22 protein-coding genes and 1 pseudogene are annotated in these 23832 nt (G+C 64.5%); 17 read left to right on the top strand and 6 right to left on the bottom strand.

The window, feature by feature from the left end; genetic code table 11:
- Window positions 1-20 precede the first annotated feature (20 nt).
- Window positions 21-1340 carry a hypothetical protein gene (locus B3E94_RS21985; RefSeq protein WP_286915188.1) on the top strand — a complete coding sequence of 440 codons (1320 nt, stop codon included), beginning with the start codon at window positions 21-23 and terminating at the stop codon, window positions 1338-1340.
- Between the two features lie 34 nt (window positions 1341-1374).
- On the opposite strand, the gene B3E94_RS21980 is transcribed toward B3E94_RS21985, so the two are convergent.
- Entirely contained in the window at window positions 1375-1854 is a 480-nt protein-coding gene (locus B3E94_RS21980) for a MarR family winged helix-turn-helix transcriptional regulator (protein WP_176518080.1), read from the bottom strand.
- 170 nt (window positions 1855-2024) lie between these two features.
- Between B3E94_RS21980 and B3E94_RS21975 the strand changes: the two genes are divergently transcribed.
- From B3E94_RS21975 to B3E94_RS21930, 10 genes and pseudogenes are all read left to right on the top strand, one after another.
- Entirely contained in the window at window positions 2025-3143 is a 1119-nt protein-coding gene (locus B3E94_RS21975) for an amidase (RefSeq protein WP_286915187.1), read from the top strand.
- Between the two features lie 9 nt (window positions 3144-3152).
- Entirely contained in the window at window positions 3153-3665 is a 513-nt protein-coding gene (locus B3E94_RS21970) for a nuclear transport factor 2 family protein (RefSeq protein ID WP_286915186.1), read from the top strand.
- A 173-nt stretch (window positions 3666-3838) separates the two neighbouring features.
- On the top strand, window positions 3839-5146 hold the full coding sequence (locus B3E94_RS21965) for a phosphate ABC transporter substrate-binding/OmpA family protein (RefSeq protein ID WP_286915185.1): 1308 nt from the start codon (window positions 3839-3841) through the stop codon (window positions 5144-5146).
- A gap of 182 nt (window positions 5147-5328) precedes the next feature.
- Window positions 5329-6552 carry an SfnB family sulfur acquisition oxidoreductase gene (locus tag B3E94_RS21960; RefSeq protein WP_286915184.1) on the top strand — a complete coding sequence of 408 codons (1224 nt, stop codon included), beginning with the start codon at window positions 5329-5331 and terminating at the stop codon, window positions 6550-6552.
- A 10-nt stretch (window positions 6553-6562) separates the two neighbouring features.
- A complete protein-coding gene (locus tag B3E94_RS21955; protein WP_286915183.1) occupies window positions 6563-7936 on the top strand; it encodes an LLM class flavin-dependent oxidoreductase in 1374 nt (457 codons plus the stop codon).
- The gene (locus tag B3E94_RS21950) at window positions 7933-8598 is read left to right on the top strand and encodes a methionine ABC transporter permease (RefSeq protein WP_286915182.1); all 666 of its coding nucleotides are present in this window, start codon (window positions 7933-7935) and stop codon (window positions 8596-8598) included. Before B3E94_RS21955 ends, B3E94_RS21950 begins: the two co-directional genes overlap by 4 nt.
- Window positions 8599-8623: 25 nt before the next feature.
- Window positions 8624-9403: a MetQ/NlpA family ABC transporter substrate-binding protein gene (locus B3E94_RS21945; protein ID WP_286915181.1), complete on the top strand. Its 780-nt coding sequence runs from the start codon at window positions 8624-8626 to the stop codon at window positions 9401-9403.
- A gap of 18 nt (window positions 9404-9421) precedes the next feature.
- Window positions 9422-10432, top strand: a complete 1011-nt coding sequence (locus tag B3E94_RS21940; RefSeq protein ID WP_286915180.1) for a methionine ABC transporter ATP-binding protein — start codon at window positions 9422-9424, stop codon at window positions 10430-10432.
- A 162-nt stretch (window positions 10433-10594) separates the two neighbouring features.
- Window positions 10595-11638: a TerC family protein gene (locus B3E94_RS21935; RefSeq protein ID WP_286915179.1), complete on the top strand. Its 1044-nt coding sequence runs from the start codon at window positions 10595-10597 to the stop codon at window positions 11636-11638.
- A 63-nt stretch (window positions 11639-11701) separates the two neighbouring features.
- Window positions 11702-11963: pseudogene (locus tag B3E94_RS21930) on the top strand (membrane protease subunit, stomatin/prohibitin); the annotation flags it as partial.
- A gap of 85 nt (window positions 11964-12048) precedes the next feature.
- Here the strand turns inward: B3E94_RS21930 and B3E94_RS21925 are convergent.
- Both B3E94_RS21925 and B3E94_RS21920 read right to left on the bottom strand, forming a co-directional pair.
- The gene (locus B3E94_RS21925) at window positions 12049-12441 is read right to left on the bottom strand and encodes a hypothetical protein (protein WP_286915178.1); all 393 of its coding nucleotides are present in this window, start codon (window positions 12439-12441) and stop codon (window positions 12049-12051) included.
- Window positions 12434-13843 (bottom strand): PAAR domain-containing protein, encoded by a 1410-nt coding sequence (locus B3E94_RS21920; protein ID WP_286915177.1) that lies wholly within the window; start codon window positions 13841-13843, stop codon window positions 12434-12436. Before B3E94_RS21920 ends, B3E94_RS21925 begins: the two co-directional genes overlap by 8 nt.
- 366 nt (window positions 13844-14209) lie before the next feature.
- Between B3E94_RS21920 and B3E94_RS21915 the strand changes: the two genes are divergently transcribed.
- Window positions 14210-15433, top strand: a complete 1224-nt coding sequence (locus B3E94_RS21915) for an MFS transporter (protein WP_286915176.1) — start codon at window positions 14210-14212, stop codon at window positions 15431-15433.
- Between the two features lie 47 nt (window positions 15434-15480).
- On the opposite strand, the gene B3E94_RS21910 is transcribed toward B3E94_RS21915, so the two are convergent.
- Complete coding sequence (locus B3E94_RS21910) at window positions 15481-16710, bottom strand: acyl-CoA dehydrogenase (RefSeq protein WP_176513197.1); 1230 nt, start codon at window positions 16708-16710, stop codon at window positions 15481-15483.
- A 139-nt stretch (window positions 16711-16849) separates the two neighbouring features.
- Between B3E94_RS21910 and B3E94_RS21905 the strand changes: the two genes are divergently transcribed.
- Window positions 16850-17776: a LysR family transcriptional regulator gene (locus tag B3E94_RS21905; protein WP_176513199.1), complete on the top strand. Its 927-nt coding sequence runs from the start codon at window positions 16850-16852 to the stop codon at window positions 17774-17776.
- Window positions 17777-17926: 150 nt separating this feature from the next.
- Window positions 17927-19081, top strand: coding sequence for a cysteine desulfurase family protein (locus B3E94_RS21900; protein WP_286915175.1), 1155 nt, complete (start codon window positions 17927-17929; stop codon window positions 19079-19081).
- Between the two features lie 120 nt (window positions 19082-19201).
- Here the strand turns inward: B3E94_RS21900 and nfsB are convergent, their stop codons facing one another.
- Window positions 19202-19855: an oxygen-insensitive NAD(P)H nitroreductase gene (gene nfsB, locus B3E94_RS21895; RefSeq protein WP_286915173.1), complete on the bottom strand. Its 654-nt coding sequence runs from the start codon at window positions 19853-19855 to the stop codon at window positions 19202-19204.
- 104 nt (window positions 19856-19959) lie between these two features.
- Here nfsB and B3E94_RS21890 point away from each other — a divergent pair, with 104 nt between their 5' ends.
- Genes B3E94_RS21890 through B3E94_RS21880 form a run of 3 tightly spaced genes read left to right on the top strand, consistent with a single transcriptional unit; the run spans window position 19960 to window position 22383 of the window.
- On the top strand, window positions 19960-20859 hold the full coding sequence (locus B3E94_RS21890) for a LysR family transcriptional regulator (RefSeq protein ID WP_176517441.1): 900 nt from the start codon (window positions 19960-19962) through the stop codon (window positions 20857-20859).
- Between the two features lie 58 nt (window positions 20860-20917).
- Window positions 20918-21748 (top strand): AraC family transcriptional regulator, encoded by an 831-nt coding sequence (locus tag B3E94_RS21885; RefSeq protein WP_286915171.1) that lies wholly within the window; start codon window positions 20918-20920, stop codon window positions 21746-21748.
- A gap of 50 nt (window positions 21749-21798) precedes the next feature.
- Window positions 21799-22383: a LysE family translocator gene (locus tag B3E94_RS21880; protein WP_236238428.1), complete on the top strand. Its 585-nt coding sequence runs from the start codon at window positions 21799-21801 to the stop codon at window positions 22381-22383.
- A 94-nt stretch (window positions 22384-22477) separates the two neighbouring features.
- Here the strand turns inward: B3E94_RS21880 and B3E94_RS21875 are convergent, their stop codons facing one another.
- Window positions 22478-23677, bottom strand: a complete 1200-nt coding sequence (locus tag B3E94_RS21875; RefSeq protein WP_286915170.1) for a sugar transporter — start codon at window positions 23675-23677, stop codon at window positions 22478-22480.
- Window positions 23678-23832 lie beyond the last annotated feature (155 nt).

The following is a 23832-nucleotide window of genomic DNA, read 5'->3' as shown; positions in this document are numbered from 1 at the left end:
ATAACAAAGGAAGCCAGACCATGCTCCACCGCCCGTTCCGTCTCACCCTGGCCGCCGTGCTGGCCGGGGCCTCGCTGCAGGCCTGCGCCCTGGAGCTCTACGGCGACGCCGAGCGCCACCTCAACGCCAATGTCGAAGCGGTGTTCGGGGCGTTCCACAGTGAAGAAAGCTATGCCATCGCCCGCGACCGGGAGGGCTCCCAGTCCTGGCGCGAGGGCTACATCAAGTACGGCCTGAGCGGCGACCAGCGCCTGGGCGGCGCCGCCTCGCTGTATGGCGCCTTCGCCCTGCTCAGCTCGGCCACCTGGGGCGATGGCGATGCGGCGGGCTTCAGCGACGGCAGCGAACGCACCAGCAAGATCGAGGACGCATACCTGGGCTGGAAGTCGGGCAACCTGGTGCCGCTGCTGGGCGAGGACGGCATCGACCTGTCGTTCGGCAAGCAGATGGTGGCGGTCGGCGACGGCTTCCTGATCCAGGGCGACTCGCTCAACGTCGGCCATGGCCTGGCCGACGGCCAGTTCAACCGCGGCGGCGCCTACTACCTGGCCGCGCGCAAGAGCTTCGACAAGACCGCCGTGCTGCGCCTGGGCGGCAAGACGGGCTGGCGTGGCGACCTGATGTGGCTGCAGTCGGACAACCGCGCCCAGGCCAACACGGAACTGCACGTGGCCACCCTGGAGCATGTGGCGGACGCCGGCACCGTGGGCCTCACCTACGTCGGCACCACCCACGTGGACGAACAGTACGCCTCGCCCCAGCAACTGGAACGTGACGGCATGAAGACCTACAGCCTGCGCGGCCAGGGCAATGCCGGGGTGGAAAACCTGTTTCTCTCGGGCGAATACGCAAAGCAGGACAAACCGCACAGCGCCACCGAGGATGCCTGGTACCTGGAAGCCGGCTGGACCTTCGCCGACCTGCCCTGGCAGCCGAACGTCAGCTACCGCTACAGCCGCTTCTCCGAGCAGTACGACACCCTGTTCTACGGGCTTGGCCGCGGCCTGGGCACCTGGTTCCAGGGCGAAGTGGCCGGCAACTATGCCGGGCCCTTCAACAGCAATGCACGGGTGCAGAAGGTCGGCCTGAGCGTCACCCCTGCCCCGTCGCTGAGCCTGGGCGCGATGCTGTTCAAGTTCGACACGATCGACCGCAACCTGGGCAACGTCGACGGCCGCGAGCTGGATGTGTATGCCCAATGGACGATCAACGAGCACCTGATGGTGGTGCCGCTGGTGGGCCTGTATCAGCCCGACCGCAGCGCTGCCCAGGGCGGCACGCAACTGGGCAACGACAACAACAACCTGTATAGCCAGGTGGTGTTCGTCAGCACCTTCTGAGCCGGCGCGTGGGGCGCGGCGCGCCCCGTAGCGCTCAGAGCGTTTCGAGGTTGTGGAACACCACTTCGAGCATGCGGTTCAGGCGCTGTACCTGGGCTTCGGTCAGGCCCTTGAAGCTGCGCTGGAACAGTTCACGGGTCACCTCCTGCATGCGCTCGATGTTCTGCAGGCCGACCTCGGTGATGCGCACCTGGGTCACCCGCCCGTCTTCCGGGCTGGGCGCCGTGTCCACCAGGCCGTCGTCCTTCATGCGGTAGACGATCTTGGTGATGGTCGACAGCTTGGCGATGGCGTGGGTGGAGATCTCGGAAATGCTCGACTCACCGTTCTCGTTGAGGATCCACAGCACGCGCCAGCGCGGCACGTCGAGGTCGATCTTCTTGAGCAGACGCTCCATGTTCTGGGTGTAGCGACCATGCACACGGGCCAGCCAGTAGAAAGGGAAATCTTCCTTGCGAAATTCATCGCTGGCCGGGTCGTGGTGGCTGTGGCCTGTGTTCTTCGAGTTGCTCATCGATTCACTACTTGTGCGGAAATAGTCGCGCCATCATAGCCGTTTGTGCGCATTTGGCTACCGGCAGGCGCCATACAATACTGGAATATTCAGTTGACATTTCACGTAATTGAAACGCATTTTATCGGCTGGGCCGTGCCCGGCATCCCCTCCTTCAAGGCTGAATAAAAATGACAATAATCGTAGAAACCCTCGACCTGGGCGGCGCCGGCCCCCGGGTCATGGTCAAGGACACCCTCGATGTCGCCGGTACCGCGACCCGCGCCTCGAGCCAGGCGCTGGAGCACGCGCCGCTGGCCGAACGGCATGCCGAGGTGGTCAGCCACCTGCTGGCCAACGGCGCGCGCCTGACCGGCAAGGTGGGCCTGCACGAGCTGGCGTTCGGCACCACCGGCATCAACCACTACACCGGCACCGCCGCCAACCCGCGCTTCCCCGGGCGCATTCCCGGCGGCTCGTCCAGTGGTTCGGCGGCGGCCGTGGCGGCGGGCCTGGCCGACTTCAGCCTGGGCACCGACACCGGTGGCTCGGTGCGCATCCCGGCGTGCTGCTGCGGCGTGTTCGGCTTCAAGCCGACCTTTGGCCGGGTCAGCCGCAAAGGCGTGATGCCAGCGCACAGCAGCCTGGACTGCGTCGGCCCGTTCGCCGCCAGCCTGCCGATGCTGGTACGGGCCATGAGCATGATCGACCCCACGTTCGTGCCCGCCCAGGTGCCGGCCAAGGCCCGCATCGGCGTGCTGCGGGTGACCGCCGAGGCGGCCATCCACAAGGTGGTGCACGGCGCCCTGAGCGCCAGTGGCCTGCCGCTGGGCAATGTCGAGCTCAAGCACTTTGGCGCGGCCTACGACGCCGGCATGGTGGTGATCAACCGCGAAACCTTCGAAGGCTGTGGCCACCTGCTGGAAACCGGCAAGGTCGGCGCCGACATCGCCGGGCGCCTGGCCGCGGCGGGCAACACCAGCGACAGCGCGCTGGCCGAAGCTGAAGCCGTGCGCCAGCGCTTCACCGAGGAAGTCGACCAGGCCCTGGCTGGCTTTGACGTGCTGGCGTTGCCGACCATGCCCGATTTCCCGCTGCGCCTCGAAGAGGCCGGCGACACCCGTGCAGTGCTGGGCATGACGTCGCTGGTGCGCCCGTTCAACCTGTCGGGGCACCCGGCCCTGAGCATCCCCCTGGGCAGCGCCGCCGGCTTGCCGGTCGGCCTGCAGCTGGTGGCGGCCAAGGGCGCCGACGAGAAGCTGCTGGCCGTGGCCGAGCGGTTGTTGCTCAACCTGTACCAGAACGGCTGAGGGGCACCGATGACCGATACCTCAGCCCTGTTGGCCCGCCTGCAGCGTTTTGAAAGCCAGCAGGCGATCCGCGTGTGCATCAACCGCTACATGGAACTGTGCGATCAGCTCGACGCCAGCACCCCGTTGGACGAACTGGCCGAACTGTTCACCCGCGACGCCGTGTGGGAAGGCAAAGGGGCCAAGTATGCCGCAAGCTTTGGCGGCTACCGTGGCCGTGAAGCGATCCGGGCGATGTTCGCCACCTACATGAAAACCCCGGCGCACTTCGCCTTGAACGTGCATTTTCTGACCAGCGAAGTGATCGAGGCCGACGGCGGCCAGGGCCTGGGCCGCTGGGTGATGCTGCAGACCAGCACCTTCGCCGACGGCGCCTCGCACCTGAATGCTGCGCGGCTGACCGTGCGCTTCGCCTTGGAAGAAGGGCAATGGCGCATGGCGCACTTCCAGACCGAAAACCAATTCAGCCGGCCGGTCAGTGCCTGGAACGACGAGGCGCCGCTGCCGGTGCCTGAACGGTAACAGCACCCTGGCCCCATCGCCGGCAAGCCGGCTCCCACAGCTACTCCACAGCACTCAGGCTCAGTGGTGTACCTGTGGGAGCCGGCTTGCCGGCGATAAGGCCGCAACCGTCACATTTCGGTCACGCCGCTGTCGTAATCTGCCGGCCAACTCTATGCCAAAGGTAGCCCGGCATGCTGCGCCTGCTGCTCCTGCTCCTTCCCCTGATGCCCCTGACGGCGCTGGCCGAACCCGCCCACCTGCGCGTGCAGGGCTCCAACACCATCGGTGCCGCCCTGATGCCGGCGCTGGTGCAAGGGCAGTTGCGCGCCCAACAGGCCAGCGCCATCGAACAACGCCCCGGTGCGCTGGCCAACGAGACCGTCATCACCGCCCACGACGCCCAGGGCCAGGCGCTGCGCATCGACATCGCGGCGCACGGTTCGAGCACCGGCTTCACCGCCCTGGGCCGCGGCGATGCGGACCTGGCGGCCTCCTCACGCCCCATCAGCGACGCCGAGGCGCAGCAGCTCAAGGCCCTCGGCGACCTGCGTGCGGCACGCGCCGAGCAAGTCATCGGCCTGGACGGCGTGGCGGTGATCGTCCACCCGGACAATCCCTTGCCGCAATTGAGCACCCAGCAACTGGCGCAGATCTATGCCGGGCAGATCCAGCGCTGGGAGCAGCTCGGCGTGGCCGGCGGCGCCATCCACCTGTATGCCCGCGACGACCGCTCCGGCACCTTCGAGACATTCAAGGCCCTGGTGCTCGAGCCCCATCAGGCAACGCTGGCAGCCCGGGTGCAGCGCTTCGAGGCCAGCGACGAGCTGGCTGCGCGAGTGCTCGCCGACCGCCAGGCCATCGGCTTCAGCAGCCTGGCGGCCGTGCACGGTGCCAAGGTGCTGGCCATCGCCGAAGGCGACGCCCCGGCCATGCTGCCCGAGCGCCCCTTGGTGGCCAGCGAGGACTACCCGCTGTCGCGCCGCCTCTACCTCTACCTGCCGGCCAACGCCAAGCCCCAGGCCAAGGCCCTGGCCGACTTCGCGCAGAGCCCGGCCGGCCAGGCCATCGTCGCCGAGCAGGGCTTCGTGTCCCAGCAGATCAATGCGCAGCCGGTGCCGGCCCAGGCCGACATGCCGCCGCGCTATCGCAGCCTGGCCCAGCAGGCCCAGCGCCTGAGCGTGAACTTCCGCTTCCAGGAAGGCAGCGCCAGCCTCGACAACAAGGCCCTGCGCGATGTGCAGCGGGTGGCCGACTACCTGCGCCAGGCCGGCAAGCTGCAAAGCAAGGCCGTGCTGGTGGGCTTTGGCGACCCCAAGGAAACCCCAGGCCGCGCCGCCCTGCTCTCGCGCCTGCGGGCTCAGGCGGTACGCCGTGAACTGGCGCGCGATGGCGTTGAAGTGCTGCAGGTGACCGGCATGGGCGATGAGTTGCCAGTGGCGGGCAACGACCTTGAGCAAGGGCGCCTGCGCAATCGCCGGGTCGAAGTGTGGGTGTACTGAGGCGCACAGCCGCGCCAGTGTTGCCGAGGGAACTGTTGCACGGCAGACAGCCCTTCAACACTTGTTCGTGCGGCGCAACACAATGACCGCGTTTTTCGCGCCAATCGCCTGATTTCAAAGGCATTTGATTCTGGCATGAGCCCTGCAGACATGGATTCAACCATCCAGTCTCCGAGGTCAACATGCCGACTGAAACCGTCTCTGCGCACTACGACATCCGCCAACCCAACGCCCACCTGATCGTCGACGACAGCGAAGCCATCGCCATCGCCCACCGCGTCGCCGCTCTGCTGCGCAAAGGCGCCGCCGAGCGCGACCGCAACCGCGCGGTGCCCGCCGATATCGTCGATGCCTACTCCAACAGTGGCCTGTGGGGCATCACCGTGCCCCGTGAGTACGGCGGCGCCGAAGTGTCCTTCGCCACCCTGGCGCAGGTGATCGCCATCGTCTCTGCCGCCGACCCTTCGCTCGGCCAGATCCCGCAGAACCACTACTGCCTGCTCGAAGACATCCGCCTGCAAGGCAGCGATGCGCAAAAGCGTTTCTTCTTCGACCTGGCCTTGAAAGGCAACCGCTTCGCCAACGCCCTTTCCGAAACCGGCGGCAAGACCGTGCAGGACATCAGCACCCGCCTGGTCGCCGAAGGTGATGGCTACCGCATCGACGGGCGCAAAGGCTATTGCACCGGCTCGCTGTACGCCCACTGGCTCGGCGTGCTGGCCCTCGACGAGCAGGGCCGTGGCCAGCTCGCCTTCGTCCAGCGCGGCACCCCTGGGCTGGTGATCGTCGACGACTGGAGCAGCATGGGCCAGCGCACCACCTCCAGCGGCACGGTGCTGCTCGACGGCCTGCGCGTGCCGGCCTTCAACCTGTTCCCCAGCTACCGCTCCTATGAAGGCCCGACCCTGGCCGGCCCGTTCGCCCAGCTGACCACCGCCGCGATCGATGCCGGCATCGGCCGCGCAGCGCTGGACGACACCATCGCCTTCGTCCGCGAGCACGCCCGCCCGTGGATCGACGCCAAGGTCGAGCGCGCCAGCGATGACCCGCTGACGATCATCCAGGTCGGGTCCCTGGAGATCCGCCAGGAGGCCGCCGAGGCCCTGCTCGAACGTGCCGGCTGGGTCATGGACAAGGCCAAGCCCGCGCCCGACGAAGACAACGTCGCCGCCGCCTCGCTGGCCGTGGCCAAGGCCAAGGTGCTGACCACCGAAGCGGCCATCGAAGCCAGCAACCGCCTGTTCGAGCTGGGCGGCACGCGCTCTTCGCTGACCCGCCACAACTTCGACCGCCACTGGCGCAACGCCCGCGTGCACACCCTGCACGACCCGGTGCGCTGGAAGTACCACCTGGTCGGCAACTGGGCCTTGAACGGCATCAAGCCGGCCCGCCACGACTGGAACTGAGGCCCGCGCCATGACCAAGCAGATTCGCCTCAACGCCTTCGCCATGAACACCGTCGGCCACCTGTCGCCGGGCCTGTGGCGCCACCCGCGCGATCAGGCCACGCGCTACACCGATATCCACTACTGGGTGGAGCTGGCCCAAACCCTGGAGCGCGGCTGCATCGACGGCCTGTTCATCGCCGACGTGCTGGGCGTGTACGACGTATATGGCGCCAGCGCCGACGCGGCCTTGGCCAACGCCGCCCAGGTGCCGGTCAACGACCCGCTGCAACTGGTGCCGGCGATGGCCGCTGCCACGCGCCACCTGGGTTTTGGCGTGACCGCCTCGGTGTCGTTCGAGCACCCGTTCCCGTTCGCCCGGCGCATGAGCACGCTGGACCACCTGACCCAGGGCCGCGCCGGCTGGAACATCGTCACCTCGTACCTGGCCAGCGGCGCACGCAACCTCGGCCAGCGCGACCAGCTCAGCCACGACCAGCGCTACGCCCTGGCCGAGGAATACCTGCAGGTCTGCTACAAGCTTTGGGAAACCAGCTGGGAAGACGATGCGGTGTGCGCCGACCGGGCCAGCGGGGTGTACGCCGACCCGCGCAAGGTGCATGGCATCGAGCACGACGGCACCTACTTCAAGGTGCCCGGCTTTCACCTCAGCGAGCCATCGCCGCAGCGCACGCCAGTGCTCTACCAGGCCGGCGCCTCCAGCCGTGGCCGGGCGTTCGCCGCCGGCAACGCCGAATGCGTGTTCGTCGCAGCGCCGACCCGCGCAGTGTTGAAAAAGCAGGTCGCCGACTTGCGCACGGCCGCCGTCGCAGCGGGCCGGGCGGCCGACAGCGTGCTGGTCTTCGAGCAACTGACGGTGATCGTCGCGCCAACCGATGAAGCTGCCCTGGCCTTGCTGCGCGAGTACCGCGAATACGCCAGTGCCACGGGCGCCTTGACCCTGATGTCGGGCTGGACCGGCATCGACTTTGCCAAGCTGGAACCGGGCCAGGTGCTGCGCGAAGTCCCAAGCGAAGCTATCCAGTCCGTCGTCGAGGCATTCACCCGGGCCGACCCTTCGCGTACCTGGACCGCCGCCGAAATCGCCGACTACTGCGCCATCGGTGGCGACGGGCCGGTGCTGGTCGGGTCGGCGCAGACCGTGGCCGACCAGTTGCAGGCATGGGTCGAGGACACCGATGTCGATGGCTTCAACCTGGCCAGCGTGGTGGCCCCGGAAACCTTCACCGCCGTGGTCGACCTGCTGGTGCCGGAGCTGCAGGCGCGCGGGCTGTTCAAGCGCGAATACGCCCAAGGCACCCTGCGCAACAAACTGTTCGGCCAGGGCGACCGCCTGCGCGCGCCGCATCCGGTGGCGACGCTGCGCCAGGAGGCACGGCGATGAGCGAGCTGCTGGCAAACCTCGACTGGGCGGAAATCCTCCAGGCCTGCATCGACACGCTGAGCATGCTCGGCGCCGCGCTGGGCTTCACGGTGCTGTTCGGGCTGCCGCTGGGGGTGCTGCTGTACCTCACCGGGCAACGCCAGCTGCTGGCCAATGCGCCGCTGTATCGCGTGCTGTCGGCGCTGGTCAACGTGCTGCGCTCGCTGCCGTTCATCATCCTGCTGATCGTGCTGATCCCGCTCACCACCGTGCTCACCGGCACCTCGCTGGGGGTGCGCGGCACCATCCCGCCGCTGGTGGTGGGCTGCACGCCGTTCTTCGCGCGGCTGGTGGAAACCGCCCTGCGTGAAGTCGACCGAGGCCTGGTCGAAGCCAGCCAGGCCATGGGCGGCAGTATCCGCCAGATCATCTGGCACACCCTGCTGCCCGAGGCCCGCACCGGGCTGCTCGCAGCCGTCACCGTCACGGCCATCGTGCTGGTGGACTACACCGCCATGGCCGGGGTGATCGGTGGCGGCGGCCTGGGCGACCTGGCCATCCGCTTTGGCTATCAACGCTTCCAGACCGACGTGATGGTGGTCACCGTGCTGCTGCTGATCGTGCTGGTGCAGGCGCTGCAGATGGGCGGCGACCGCCTTGTTCGGCATTTCACCCGACGCTGACTCCAAACCCTTTCAGGACACTGCCATGAAAAAGACCCTCGCTGCCCTTGCCACCCTCATCGCCGCCAACAGCTTCGCCGCGCACGCGGCCGAGCACCTGGTGGTCGGCGCCACCCCGGTGCCCCACGCCGAGATCCTCGAGTTCGTCAAACCCACCCTGGCCAAGGAAGGCGTCGACCTGGACATCAAGGTGTTCAACGACTTCATCCAGCCCAACCTGCAACTCGCGCAGAAGAACCTGGACGCCAACTACTACCAGTACCGCCCGTTCCTCGATGACTTCAACAAGACCCGCCACACCGACCTGGTGCCGGTGGTCGGCGTGCACATCGAGCCGTTCGGCGCCTATTCGGCCAAGTACAAGCGCATCGCCGAGCTGCCCGACGGCGCCAGCGTGGCCATCCCCAACGACCCGGTGAACACCGGCCGGGCCCTGGTGCTGCTGGCCGAAGCCGGGCTGATCAGCCTCAAGGAGCCAAGCAACCCGCAGTCGACCCAGCGCGACATCACCGCCAACCCGCACCACTTGAAGATCCGCGAACTGGAAGGCGCCATGCTGGCGCGCTCGGTGAAGCAGGTGGACCTGGCGTTCGTCTTCGCCAACTACGCCCTGGAAGCCGGCATCGATACCAGCAGCGCGCTGATCGTCGAAAAGGGCAAGGACCTGTATGTCGAATACCTGGTGGCCCGCCCGGACAACCTGCACGACGAAGGCCTGCAGAAACTGGCCAAGGCGCTGAATTCGCCAGAGGTTCGCAACTTCATCCTGACCCGCTACAAAGGGCAGATCGCCCCGGGTTTCTGACCAGCGAGAACGTCACCCATGACCCGCTTTCCCCAAGAAGTTCTGGCTGCAACTGCGCAACTGCAAGTGCGCGGGGTGCACAAACGCTATGGCGACCTGCCGGCGCTGCAAGGCATCGACCTGCACATCCGCCGCGGTGAGGTGTTCGGCATCATCGGCCGCAGTGGCGCGGGCAAGTCCACCCTGCTGCGTTTGCTCAACCGCCTGGAAACGCCCAGCGACGGGCAGGTGCTGCTCGACGGCGAGGACATCGCCACGCTCGGGACTGCCGGCCTTCGCCACTTGCGGCGCAAGGTGGCGATGATTTTCCAGCACTTCAATCTGCTGGCCAGCCGCACGGTCGCCGATAACGTCGCGCTGCCGATGCAGATGGCCGGTGTGCCAGCGCCGGAGCGCGCCCGCAGGGTCAGCGAACTGTTGCAACTGGTCGGCCTTGCCGAGCGGGCCAATGCCTACCCGGCGCAGCTGTCGGGCGGGCAGAAACAGCGGGTAGGCATCGCCCGTGCGCTGGTGCTGCAACCGGACATCCTGCTGTGCGACGAGGCCACCTCGGCCCTCGACCCGCAGAGCACCCGCGCCATCCTTGCGCTGCTGCGCGACATCAACCAGCGGCTGGGCCTGACCATCGTGCTGATCACCCACGAGATGGAAGTGATCCGCGACCTGTGTGACCGCGTGGCCGTGCTGGAGCACGGCAGCGTGGTCGAACAGGGCGAGGTGTGGCAGGTGTTCGGGGCGCCGCAGCATGCGGTCAGCCAGTTGCTGCTGGGCAGCCACGAACACCCGCGCCAGGCCACGGACGAGGCGCACCTGGAGCTGCATTTCACCGGTGTGAAAGGCATCGAGCCGGACCTGGGGTTGCTGGCCGCCGCCCTGGGCTCGCAGGTGCGCCTGCTTGAAGGTTCGATCCAGCGCATACAGGGCCGGGCCTTGGGCAGGCTGCGCCTGGCGGTGGCCGGTGAGGCTGGTGCTGGCGAACTGCTGCAACGGGCGCAAGCCATTGCCGACCGGGCGCAGTGGGTGCATTGACCGCCGCCCTGGCAGGCAAAGTTTTGTAACATCGCGCCATTCGGCATCACGCTTTATTGGGTCTAGGCTCAAATCCACGTGATACCGGGCCCCTCTGACGGCAACCGCGCCGCCATGTCGGATCACTGTTGCCATGCAACGTCGACATTCAAGGAGGGGCTCATGACAGCTCTGCAGACATTCCTCACTTCACCTTTGCTCGGCACCAGCACCTGGTTGTGGCTGGTGTTCCTCACCATCGTCATTGCCTTGCTGGTGCTCGACCTGGGCGTGCTGCACCGCCAGCACCGCGAAATCGAAATGCGCGAGAGCCTGCTGCTGTATTCGTGCTATTTCAGCGTCGGCGTGCTGTTCGGTGCCTGGGTCTGGTACGAGCTGGGCGCGCAGTCGGCGCTGGAGTTCTACACCGGGTTCCTGGTGGAGCAGTCGCTGTCGATGGACAACGTGTTCGTCATGGCGATGATCTTCGGCTTCTTCGCCATCCCCCGCCGCTACCAGCACCGGGTGCTGTTCTGGGGCATCCTCGGCGTGGTGTTCCTGCGCGCGATCATGATCGGCGTGGGCGCAACGCTGGTGCAGAACTTCGAATGGGTGCTCTACCTCTTCGGCGCTTTCCTGCTGTTCACCGGGGTGAAGATGGCCCTGTCCAAAGAAGACAGCCACCCGGACCTGGCCAACAACCCAATCCTCAAGTTCGTCCGCCGGCACATCCGCGTCACCGACCAGATCCACGGCGCGCACTTCTTCGTGCGCCTTACCCCGCCGGGCCAGAGCAAGGCACTGCGCTATGCCACGCCCTTGTTCCTGGCGCTGGTGCTGATCGAGTTGGCCGACCTGGTATTCGCCGTCGACAGCGTGCCGGCGATCTTCGCCATTACCCAGGACCCGTTCATCGTCTACACCTCGAACATCTTCGCCATCCTGGGCTTGCGCTCGCTGTACTTTGCGCTTTCGGCGTTGATGCACCGGTTTGTGTATCTCAAATATGCGCTGGCCTTGGTGCTGATCTTCATTGGCTGCAAGATCTTCTACCACGGCATGGTCGGCAAGGTGCCGGCGCTATTGTCGTTGGGGGTGACGTTCGGGTTGTTGCTGGGTGGGGTGGTGGTTTCGTTGATCAAGACGCGGGGGGAGAAGCCGGAACGTGATACCGAATGGGCAAAATCACAGTCGAACTTTCCTACAAAACCCAAGGGAATAGACTGATTATTGTATTGCTTCCCCCTTGGCCAGCATGCGCGCTCCCTGCATAAGGAATATCTCATGCAAAAGCAGCTGACACTGCTCAACGCTGAACAGGAGAAAGCGCCAGCCGAAATCGAAAAGCAGACTGTTGAATTACTGCGCGATAAGGCCCGGGTCAATGCCGAGGCCACCAGGATCACGACTGATGCGCAAGCGTATGCGCAAGAGGCTGCGATCAAGGGGGGCGGAGTCAGGTGTTGGTCGTCAGGATGAGATGAGTAAGCTTATGATCATGTTTACGACGAAGGTGGCCAAGGATCTGATGATGGATCTCAAGACGCCGTAAACGCCTTGCCCGCTGTGAAACCAGCTTCCCAAGGGTCACAGGGGCAAGTAAATCACGGCCAGTGGCGAGTTCGCGAGCATGCCATCTACTTGAGTTCGAACATTGCCCATGCGGTCATCAACCAGATGAATCCGCTCATGCTCAACCACGCTGATATCACCAGTCGCTTTTTAAGATGAGTAGGGAACGCTCTCAACTCATCTAAATCCAGCATTCCTCTACGCGCAGGATACCAAGGAAATGCAACTAATCCACTTGCCGTGCATATAACCATCCAGCGCCACTTGAAACTACCACTGCCCCATGCAGATTTCACCGTTTCAAAGTATGGGTTGCTGGTGATGGCTGAGCAGACAACATGATAATCCTTTGTCATTGTTGTATAGGCACTCATGACAATGCCCGGGATCCCTATGACGAAAGGGCTGAGTAAAAAAATTAGCTTTGTCAATACCGACCAACCCGTTATGTCAATCATTGATAGCCTCGTGGAGAAGTTCACCTGTTGCTTCACCGAATGCACCGCCCCCCAAACCTCCTGTCAGTCCCGCCGCTCCCACCAGCACCATGCCGCACACTGGTACACCTAGTCCTCCAGATCCTATGGCAAAGACAGCACATAGTGAGCCTGCCGCCGAACTTGCAACTGACGCCCCTATTGCCCCTCCTACCAATCCAGCAGAGAAACTGCCTGCCTCAGTCAATCGGATCTTTTTGCACTCAAGGGTTTCGCCAGCGCGACATACATCCTGAACTTTCATATACGATGAAACACCACCCAACCCTACTGCGGCATACCCCCCATACTGCAGGTACTTACCAAGCTTTGCCACTTTCTCCAAATGCGTCGCATACCCCGGAATCTGCCCCGCCCCACCCGCTTTCGACCAGTGATGCACCAGGCTCTTGGTCGAAATGTTCAAACTCTTCTTCAGCCGTTCATAATTGCCGAGATTCAGCTGCTTATTGAGAAAAGCCGCCTTCAACTGGCCATCCAACTGCTGCAACAGCTGCCGCCGCGAAGCAAAGAATTCCCGGCTGTTCAAATGCCCATGCCGCATAAACTCTCGCTGATGGAGATGCTCTATCTGCGTCAACGTCTGATTAACCTGCCTCAATCCCTGATCCAGCATGTCCTTGCCCACACCCATGGACTGACTGGCACCACTGAGCAACCCAGCAATTTGTGCCTGGTGCTGCATCATGAAATCCGATTCGGCGAAATCAAGCGCCGTCAAGGCGTACCGCGCATCCTGGGCGGCAGCCATCAGCTTGGCTTCTTCAGAAGTGCAGGCGTTGGCACTGTCGGGATCACCGACCACAAACATCTCCCCTGCTTTGAAACCCTGCTCGAAGGTAGGGTTCAGCCATTTGAGACGGGAGATAGGCAGCGTGCTGTCATGCAAGGCCAGCTCCAACAGCACACCCGAAAACGACATGCTCCGCGGCACGATGAAAAACCCAGGCTCCAGGCTGCCCGAAGATGCGGACATGAAAGCGGATGGTGCCGCTGCCGAGCCCCTGGCTGCAGCCCCCGAATGCGCCATGCTTTGCGCATTTCCTGCCGCGGCTGACGCACTGCCACTCGACAATTGCCCCAGCGGAGCTAGCAGCCAATTACTGCCCGACGGGCAGTCGCACGACACCAATGCGCCATCAGTGGCGACCGGTATTCCCTGGAACTTGATGCGGCTTTCGCCTTCCAGAATTTTCCCGCTCTTGCCGCAAGCTGGGCAGGGCGTCGTGACATCCCCTAGCCGCAAGATCCCGCGTCGCATCTGATGGGCATTGGGCAGGCTGGATAGGCAAGTAGCACCTGTGGAGGTCTTGTCGCCGTGCAGGCCTTGCCCGCGGCCAAAGACATTCATGCGATTGGTCATAGCTGACCTCGCATCGTCAACAGCAGGGGGGCAGTTTCATTGGTTCCAGACACTGGCATGTTCCTTGTGCTCAAAGTGAGGCTGGAAATTATCATCTACCTCAATGTTTGATGGGCCTAGCAAAGCAAAAGAGAAATATCCTACAAAAAATCACGCCAAGATTCTGAAACCACCCAAGTCATAGGAGCGTTGCTTAAACAAGAAACGCCCTACAACATAAAATATTGACTGTAACTCGCTCAAACCCTACCTTCTTCACCACAAAAAAGAGAGGACATATGAGACCCAACATTTAACTTGAAAAGAATCAACGACCGAAACAATACAATCTGACGATCACGCATTGCTAACAGGAAGCCCGACGAATTGAGCACTCACAACAATCCGTACCGATGGGTAATTTTAATTGCAGCGACTTTCGCACAAGCCTGCGCCTGCTTCTTCGTCCAGGGCTTCGGTTCCATCGCATTGAATGTCAAGTCCGAGATGAGCCTCAGCGACTGGCAAATAGGCCTGCTGATTTCCGCTGCGCAATTGATCCCGCTGGCTGGCCTTCTGATTGCAGGCGAGCTGCTGGACAGATACAGCGAACGCTTTGTTGTAGGCATTGGCACATTGATCGTGGGCGCCTCGCTGTGCGCGGCGGCGCTGGCTGACGCCTATGCGCAACTGCTTATAGCGCTCATCCTGTTAGGCTTCGGTTACAGCACTGCCCAACCCGGGGGGAGCAAGTCCGTATCCAATTGGTTCAAAGGAAACCAGCTAGGTTTCGCCATGGGTATACGACAAGCCGGCCTGCCCCTTGGCGGCGCAATGGCTGCACTGCTGCTTCCATTCATTGCCATCCAATATTCGGTTCATGCAGCTTTCCTCGCGGGCGGGCTGATCGCATTGTTTGGTGCGCTTGTATTCATGGCGCTATGCAAAACACCCCAAACACAAACAGGCATCGCAAAAAAACCGATCGATCTGAAGTTGGCGGCGCTGTCACGACTGTCGATGGCATCGCACCCTTCCATGAGAAAGATCATGTTGTCTGGTGCCAGCCTTACCGCCTCCCAGTACGCCATTTCGGTGTTTCTGGTGTTATACCTCCACACTTCGCTAGGCCTTGAAAATTCCGTTGCCGCCATGTTGTTCTTCGTGGTGCTGGGAGCCGGTATCGCGGGCAGAATTATCCTGGCGGCCTGGAGCGACCGTTGCAAGGCTGGACGGTACTACCCCGTGATGACTTGCCTGGGCGCGGTAACTGCCATCCTGGTAGTTTTACCCTTTCTGCAAACCCAGAACCTGGCAATCCTGAGTGCTTTCATGGCGGTGACGGGCTTCTTTGCATACGGCTGGTACGGCCCTTGGGTGGCTTATATAGCAGAGACCGCTCCAGAAGATCGCAAGGGTTTCGCGCTGGGGATGGCCATGACAGCCAATCAGGTTTCCGTAGTTCTGATACCGCCGATCATTGGCCTATCGCGAGACAGCCTTGGCACCTATGCCTATGGCTGGGGAGCGCTGGCGCTGGTTTCTGTAATTGTGCTGTTCACTACCAGGACCTATAGAAACTGCGAAAAGGCTGCTCAGAAAGAGTCCTGAACCTGCAATGCGGGACAAGCCTTGCGCCTGTCCCGCAAAGCAATCAGCTACCGCCCGCTACGCATCATCTGCGCCGGCACATACTTGCCAATCTCATATTTGCCGATCGCCGCCCGATGCACTTCATCCGGCCCATCCGCCAAGCGCAAGGTGCGCTGCATCGCATACATGTACGCCAACGGGAAGTCGCCGCTCACCCCTGCCCCGCCATGCATCTGGATCGCCCGGTCGATCACCTTCAAGGCCACGTTCGGCGCCACCACCTTGATCTGCGCGATTTCGCTGCGGGCGACCTTGTTGCCGGCCGTGTCCATCATGTAGGCGGCCTTCAGCGTCAGCAGCCGCGCCATGTCGATTTCCATGCGCGAGTCGGCGATCTTGTCGACGTTGCCCCCCAGCCGCGCCAGCGGGCGGCCGAAGGCGGTGCGGGAGACGGCGCGCTTGCACATCAATTCCAGCGCGCGTTCGGCCATGCCGATCGAGCGCATGCAGTGGTGAATGCGGCCTGGCCCCAGGCGGCCCTGGGCGATCTCGAAGCCGCGGCCCTCACCGAGAATCACATTGTCGTAAGGCACGCGCACGTTCTCGAACAGCACTTCGGCGTGGCCGTGCGGTGCGTCGTCGTAGCCGAACACCGGCAGCGGCCGGACGATCTTCACGCCTGGCGCATCGGTTGGCACCAGCACCATCGAATGCTGCTGGTGGCGCGGGCCATCAGGGTTGGACAGGCCCATGAAGATCATCACCTTGCAGCGCGGGTCGCATGCGCCGGAGGTCCACCACTTGCGGCCATTGATCACCCACTCGTCACCCTCGCGCACGGCGGTGGCGGCCATGTTGGTGGCGTCCGAGGAGGCCACGTCCGGCTCGGTCATGGCGAAGGCAGAACGGATCTCGCCGCGCAGCAGCGGCTCCAGCCACTGCTGCTTCTGTGCTGGGCTGCCATAGCGCACCAGCACCTCCATGTTGCCGGTGTCAGGTGCCGAGCAATTGAATGGCTCCGGCCCTAGTAGCGAGCGGCCCATGATTTCCGCCAGCGGCGCGTATTCCAGGTTGCTCAGGCCGGCGCCGTATTCGGACTCGGGCAAGAACAGGTTCCACAGGCCCTCGGCCTGGGCCTTGGCCTTGAGCTCTTCCATGATCGCGGTGGGCTGCCAGCGGTCACCTTCGGCGACCTGGCGCTCGAACACCGCTTCTGCGGGGTAGACATAGGCGTCCATGAACGCGGTGACACGCTCGCGCAGTGCCTGGACCTTGGGCGAATAGGCGAAATCCATCGGGGCTACCTTCACGGTTGGAAGTACATGGGCAGAGCCTAGAGCAGCCGGCCTCAATCCACCTAGTCTATTTTCTACGTGTATAAACATTCATAACCGATATATGATCGGCCGATAATTCCAACAAAGAGCGGCGCCCATGAACCTCAGCAAGGTCGACCTCAACCTGTTCATCGTCTTCGACGCGATCTACACCGAAGCCAACCTGACCCGCGCCGGGCAAATCGTCGGCATCACCCAACCTGCGGTGTCCAACGCGCTGTCGCGGTTGCGCGAAACCTTCAACGACCCGCTGTTCGTGCGCACCGCCCAGGGCATGGTGCCCACGCCCATGGCGCAGAACATCATCGGCCCGGTGCGCAACGCCCTGGCGCTGCTGCGCACCTCGGTGCAGGAGAGCCGCATCTTCAACCCGCAGCAGGCCAACAAGACCTTCCGCATCAGCATGACCGACCTCACCGAGGCGGTGATCCTGCCGCCGCTGTTCCAGCGCCTGCGCCGCCTGGCCCCCTCGGTGCTGATCGAAAGCTTCCTGTGCAAGCGCCGGGAAACCACCAAGGAGCTGGCCGCCGGGCGCTTGGACTTCGCCGTCGACGCGCCGCTGAACACCGACCCGCAGGTGCGTCACGTCAAGCTCATCCACGACCGCTACGTCTGCGCCCTGCGCCCGGGCCACCCGTTGGCCGACGCCAAGCTCACCCTCGATGCCTACCTGGGCATGACCCACATCCATATCTCCAGCCGCCGCAACGGCCTGGGCTACGTCGACCTGGCGCTGGGCAAGATGGGCGTGCAGCGCAAGGTCGCCCTGCGCTCGCAGCACTACCTGATGGCCTCCCAGGTGCTGCAGCAGACCGACATGGCGATGACCGTGCCCGAGCGCTTCGCCCGCCGCCACCAACTGCGCTACCACCCGCTGCCGGTTGACGTGCCGCCGCTGGAAACCCACCTGTACTGGCACGAAAGCACCGACCAGGACCCGGCCAACCGCTGGATGCGCGAGCAGATCATCGAGTTGTGCGAGCGGGTGGTGGCCGAAGAAGAACGGGCATTGGCGCCAGCTTGAATTAATTTCTACTTGGTTGACATAAAGGAGAATAATTTTCTCCACTCAACCCCTCAAGCATCAAGAAAAGGACAAAACCATCTCGCCAAGCGCGGGTACGCTTGCTGCCACGATCGACGATTCCACGACGACAGCAACGGACCCGCCCCCATGCCTAGCGCCCCCCTCTATTTCGACTACGCCGCCACCACCCCGGTCGACGACCGGGTGATCGAAACCATGCTCACCTGCCTCGGCCAGCAAGTGAATTTCGGCAACCCCGCCTCCAGCGGCCATGCCTACGGCCAGGCAGCCCGTGACGCGGTCGAGCAGGCCCGCGGGCAAGTGGCCGAGCGCGTTGGCGCCAGCGCCGACGAACTGGTGTGGACCTCGGGCGCCACCGAGTCCAACAACCTCGCACTCAAAGGCATCGCCCAGGGCATCGGCGAGCCCGGCCACCTGATCACCAGCCAGCTGGAGCACAAGGCCGTGCTCGATACCGTCAACGAACTGGAGCGTCAAGGCTGGGCCGTCACCCGCCTGGCCCCGGACGCGGCGGGCCTGATCCAGCCTTATGCGGTACAAGCGGCCCTGCGCGCCGATACCCGCCTGGTGTCGCTGATGGCGGTGAACAATGAACTGGGCACCGTCACCGACTTCGCCACCATCGGTGAGCGGGTGCGCGCCCATGGCGCACTGCTGCACGTGGACGCGGCCCAGGCAGTAGGCAAGCTGGCCATCGACCTGCGCAACACGGCGGTCGACCTGATGTCGTTCTCGGCGCACAAGGTGTATGGCCCCAAGGGCATTGGTGCGTTGTACGTCGGCCCGCGTGCGCGGGCGCTGATGCGCGCGCAGATTCACGGCGGCGGCCACGAGCGTGGCCTGCGTTCGGGCACCTTGCCGACCCACCAGATCGTCGGCATGGGCAGCGCCTTCGCCCTCGCCGGGCAGCCGGGCGATAGCGAGCACCAGCGCCTGGACCAGCTGGCGCGACGCCTGCGCGAAGGGTTGCTGGCTTTGCCTGGGGTGAGCCTCAATGGTTGCCCGCAGCAGCGCATCCCCCACACCCTCAACCTGTGTATCGAAGCGCCGGGGTTCAACAGCCTGGCCCTGGCCAGCGAGTTGGCATTGTCGACGACTTCGGCGTGCAATTCGGCGAGCAATGCAGCATCGCATGTGCTGCTGGCCATGGGGCTGGATGAGCAGCGGGCGCGCAAGAGCGTGCGCATCAGCATCGGGCGGTTTACCCGGGAGGCGGACGTGGACAAGGCGATCGAGGTGTTTGCGCGGGTGGTTGCGGCGGGGGCGGTGGCGTTGTGGTAACGCCCGTTTTCTCTGTGGGCTGAGCGGGCCTCTTCGCGGGCCAAGCCCGCTCCCACAGTCTTCAGAGCAGTGCAGTAACTGTGGGAGCGGGCTTGCCCCGCGAAGAGGCCGGCAACTGGCTTAAAGGAAGGTGAACACCTTGGCAGCCGGCAACCGCGACTTGTTCAGCCCGGCATTGAAGTCCGTCTCGCTGCGATAACCCAGGCTCAACACCACCACACTGGTGTACCCCTGCTCACGCAGCCCCAGTTCGGCATCCATGATCTTGCTGTCGAAACCCTCGATCGGCGTTGCGTCCAGCCCATGGGCGGCGGCGCCCAGCAGCGCGGTGCCCAGCGCCAGGTAAGTCTGCTTCTCCATCCAGTGCTGCACATCCTTTTGCTCGAAACGATGCAGGTTCACATAGTGACGGCGGCTCTGGTTCTGCCCGGCGCGGGCCTGCTCATCGCGAAAACGCCCGTCGGCGGCTTCCTGATCGAGCAGCGTGTCCAGGTGCGCCTCGGTCATCTCGGTGCGGGTGCAGAACACGATGACATGGGACGCATCGACAATCTTCGGCGTGTTGTAGGCATACCCGTCGACCGTGCTCTTGGCCAGGCGCGCCTTGCCCTCGGCGCTGTCGGCGACGACGAAGTGCCAAGGCTGCGAGTTGACCGACGAGGGGCTATGGCGCAGTTGCTCGAGCAAGGCATCGATGGTGGCCTGGGGGATCTTGCGCGCAGCATCGTAGGCCTTGGTGGTGTAGCGGCGCTTGGCCAGCGAGACGGTATCCATGGGGTGACTCCGATAATGGGATGAGGACATGGGCCGCATACTATCTTTCCTGCAGATAAGAAAAACCGGCAAAATGCAGGAACACTTTATCTTCTGGAGTGAAAATGCTGCGCATCACCGACCTCGAACTCTTCGTGCGCAGCAGCGCCCTGGGCAGTTTCACCGCCGCCGCCCACGAGGCCGACCTGTTGCCCGGGCAAGTCGCCGCCGCCATCAAGCGCCTGGAGCGCGACCTCGATGTGCGCCTGTTCGCCCGCACCACCCGCAGCCTGCGCCTGACCGCCGAAGGCGAGCTGTACCTGCCCACCGCGCTCAACGTGCTGGAAAGCCTGCGCCAGGGGCGCGACAACCTGCACGGCGCGCACAGCACCCTGCGCGGCGTGCTGCAGGTGTCGGCGCCTTCGGACCTTGGGCGTAATATCCTGCTGCCGTGGTTGAGTGACTTTCGCCGCGACCACCCCGACCTGAGCCTGCGCTTCTTCCTTTCCGACCAGGTCGCCGACCTGTTCCGCGACCCGGTGGACGTGGCCATCCGCTACGGCCTCAACGAGCACGCCAACTACATCGCCCTGCCGCTGGCGCCGTGGAACCGCCGGGTGCTGGTGGCCTCGCCGGAGTACCTCGCGCGCCACGGCCGCCCGCAGCAGCTGGACGACCTGCAACAGCATGCCTGCCTGCTGTACCTGCAGCTGGGGCGCGTGTATGACAAATGGCGCCTCGGCAACCGCACGGTGCAGGTCAGTGGCCCGCTGTTCAGCGACGACGCCGATGTGGTGCGGCGCTGGGCGTTGCTGGGTGAAGGCATTGCCTACAAGTCGTGGCTGGATGTCAGCGCCAACGTGGCGGCCGGCGAGCTGCAGGTGCTGCTGCCGGAGCACCCCGGCGAACTCACTCCGGTGACCCTGGTGTGCCCGCACCGCAAGCAGCTTTCGCCTGCGGTTTCGCAGCTGCACCTGTGGCTGCGCGAGCGTTTCAGCGCCCTGCAGCCTGCACAAATGTTCTAAACCCGTCGGCGCCGACGCGCTAAGGTGTACTGCCCTGTACCACAGCAGCCCCACCGCCATGCCCAACTGGATCGACCTCAAGCAAGACGCCGGCACCGGCATCGAGTCGGTCCGTGCGCATTTCGTCGGCCATGCCTACGACCCGCACTGGCACGACAGCTTCCTGGTCGGCTTCACCGAGCAAGGCGTGCAGCAGTTCGATTGCCGCAAGGTGCGCCACCACAGCACGCCAGGGCATGTGTTTCTGCTCGAACCCGGCGACATCCACAATGGCCACGCCCCCACCGAAGAGGGCTTCACCTACTCCACCCTGTACCTGCAGCCGCACTGGCTGGAGGCCGAATTGCGCGCGCTGTTCGAGCAGGCGCCAAGCGACAGCCTGCCAAGCATCGCCGACCCGCTGTGCCACGACCTGCGTCTGGCCGGTGCCACCGCCCGCGCCTTCCAGGCCGTGCATGGCGAGGAGCTGCGCATCGTTCGGCAGACCGCCACCGATGACCTGCTCAGTTGCCTGACCCGCCACCTGCACTGGCGCAAGCGCCTGAACCCCGACCCGCGCCTGCCATTGACCGCTCAGCGGGCGCGGGACTACCTGCATGCCCACCTCGACCAGGACATCAGCCTCGACGACCTGGCGCAGGCCTGCGGCGTCGACCGCTTCCGCCTGACCCGGGCGTTCAAAGCGGCCTTCGGCCTGGCGCCGCACGCCTACCTGATCCAGCTGCGCCTGGCCCGCGCCCGGCGCCTGCTGGCCCAGGGCCAGACGCCCAGCGCAGTGGCCATGGCCCTGGGCTTTGCCGACCAGAGCCACCTGGGGCGCTGGTTCCGCCGTGCCTACCAGCTGACCCCGGCCGACTACCGCCGGCGCTGCTCAAACCTTCCAGACTGACGCCAGGCAATCGCCGAGCATGGGGCTCTGATCATTCGGAGCCGTTGACCATGTCCCATTCGTTGTTGCCGTTCATCCTCTTCGCCCTGGTCGCCAGCATCAGCCCAGGGCCGACCAACTTGCTGATCCTCGCCCATGGCGCGCGCCTGGGCCTGCGCGCAAGCGTGGCGCCGATCCTGGCCGGTTGCGCGGCGGCGGCGGCCGTGGTGCTGCTGGTGGGGCTGGGCCTTGGCGAGTTGCTGCTGCGCCACCCGCTGGCCCAGCGGCTGATGAGCTGGGCCGGCGTGTTGTGGCTGAGCTGGCTGGCGTGGCGCATTCTGCGCAGCGCGCAGCAGCCGCTGGAGGTCGGCGCAGACAAGCCGTTCAGTGCCTGGAGCGCCGCGTCCCTGCAGGTGGTGAACCCCAAGGTGTGGATGATGGCCGTGGCGGTGATAGGCGTGTTCGCGGCGCCTGCATTGCCGGTGTGGCAGTTGGCGCTGGTGTTTCTGCTGATCGCCCTGCCGTGCATGACGGCCTGGGCGCTGCTGGGGGTGGGCAGTGCGCGCTGGCTGCAGGCACCGGGGCGGTTGCTGTGGTTCAACCGGGGGTTGGCGGGGATGTTGCTGGTGTCGGCCTGGGCCGCGCTGCTGGGCTGAACCTCTAGGCCCCATCGCCGGCAAGCCGGCTCCCACAGCATACTGTGGGGTAGCCGTGGGTGCCGGCTTGCCGGCGATGGGCCCTAAAGCTCAATCACCTGCCAAGCGCCTCGCGAAAGCGCCGGGTACTGGCCACCGCCAGCAGCAACCCGGCCACCGCCACGCTGCCGCCGACCATGCCGATATCGGCCACGCCCATCTGGCTGCTGACGATACTCCCCAGCAACGCCCCGCCGCCGATGCCGATGTTGTAGATGCCGGAAAACAGCGCCATCGCCACATCCGTGGCATCGGACGCAAGCTTCAGCGTCTTGGACTGCAACGACAGGCTGAAACTCAAAATCGCAATCCCCCAGAACATGCTCAGCGCGGCAAAGGCATAGAAGTTGCCCGACAGCGGCAGCAGCAACAGCAGGCAAGCGGCCAGCAAGCCGATCGAACCCACCAGAAAGCCATGCGGGAAGCGGTCGCTGTAGCGGCTGAACAACAGCGAGCCGAACACCCCGGCGCCACCGAACAGCAGCAACACCAGCGTGGTGCGCTCGCCACCGATCTGCGCCACATGCAGCGCGAACGGCTCGATGTAGCTGTAGGCGGTGAATTGCGCGGTGATCACCAGGGTCACCAGCACATAGGTAATCACCAGCGCCGGGCGTTTGAACAGGACCGGCAGGCTGCGCAGCGAGCCGGAGTTCTGGCTTGGCAGCAGCGGCAGCGATTTCATCAGGCACAGCATGGTGGCCAGGGCCACCCCGGCAATGCTGAGGAAGGTCACCCGCCAGCCCAGCGCCTCACCCACCACCCGACCCAACGGAATGCCCAGCACCATCGCCAGGGTCGTGCCGGTGGCCAGCAGGCCCAGCGCCTTGGCCTGCTGGCCGGGCGGTGCCACGCGCACCGCCAGCGAGGCGGTGATGGCCCAGAACACCGCATGCGCCAGGGCGATACCGATGCGGCTGAGCAGCAGCATGGCAAAGCTCTGCGCCAGCCACGACAGCACGTGGCTGGCGATGAACACCAGGAACACGAACAACAGCAGGCGGCGGCGCTCGACGTTGCGCGTGAGCAGCATCATCGGCAACGAGGCCAGCGCCACCACCCAGGCGTAGATGGTCAGCATCAGGCCGACCTGGGCGGTGCTCATGTCGAAGCTGCTGCCGATGTCGCTGAGCAGCGCCACCGGCACGAACTCGGTGGTGTTGAAGATGAAGGCAGCCAGGGCCAGCGCGATCACGCTCAGCCAACTGCCGCTGCCGACCGTCGGTGGCAGGTCGTTGGGTAGGGGTCCGTTCATGGGTGGGATGCTTTCTCCGCAGGCATGGCGAAAGGACGCGCGTCAGGGGCCAAGTATCGGCCGCGCTGAGGCACGGGTTTGTTATTGGGGGAATGCGGGCATGGTACGCGCCAATGCCGGGCCTCACAACCGTGGGCGGATTGCGGGTACCATGC

The organism is Pseudomonas sp. UBA6315, assembly GCF_002438125.1.
In the GTDB taxonomy this organism is placed as follows: Bacteria; Pseudomonadota; Gammaproteobacteria; order Pseudomonadales; family Pseudomonadaceae; genus Aquipseudomonas; species Aquipseudomonas faucium.
Note: the sequence above shows the minus strand (reverse complement) of the source record. Positions and strands in the feature narration are given on the sequence as shown.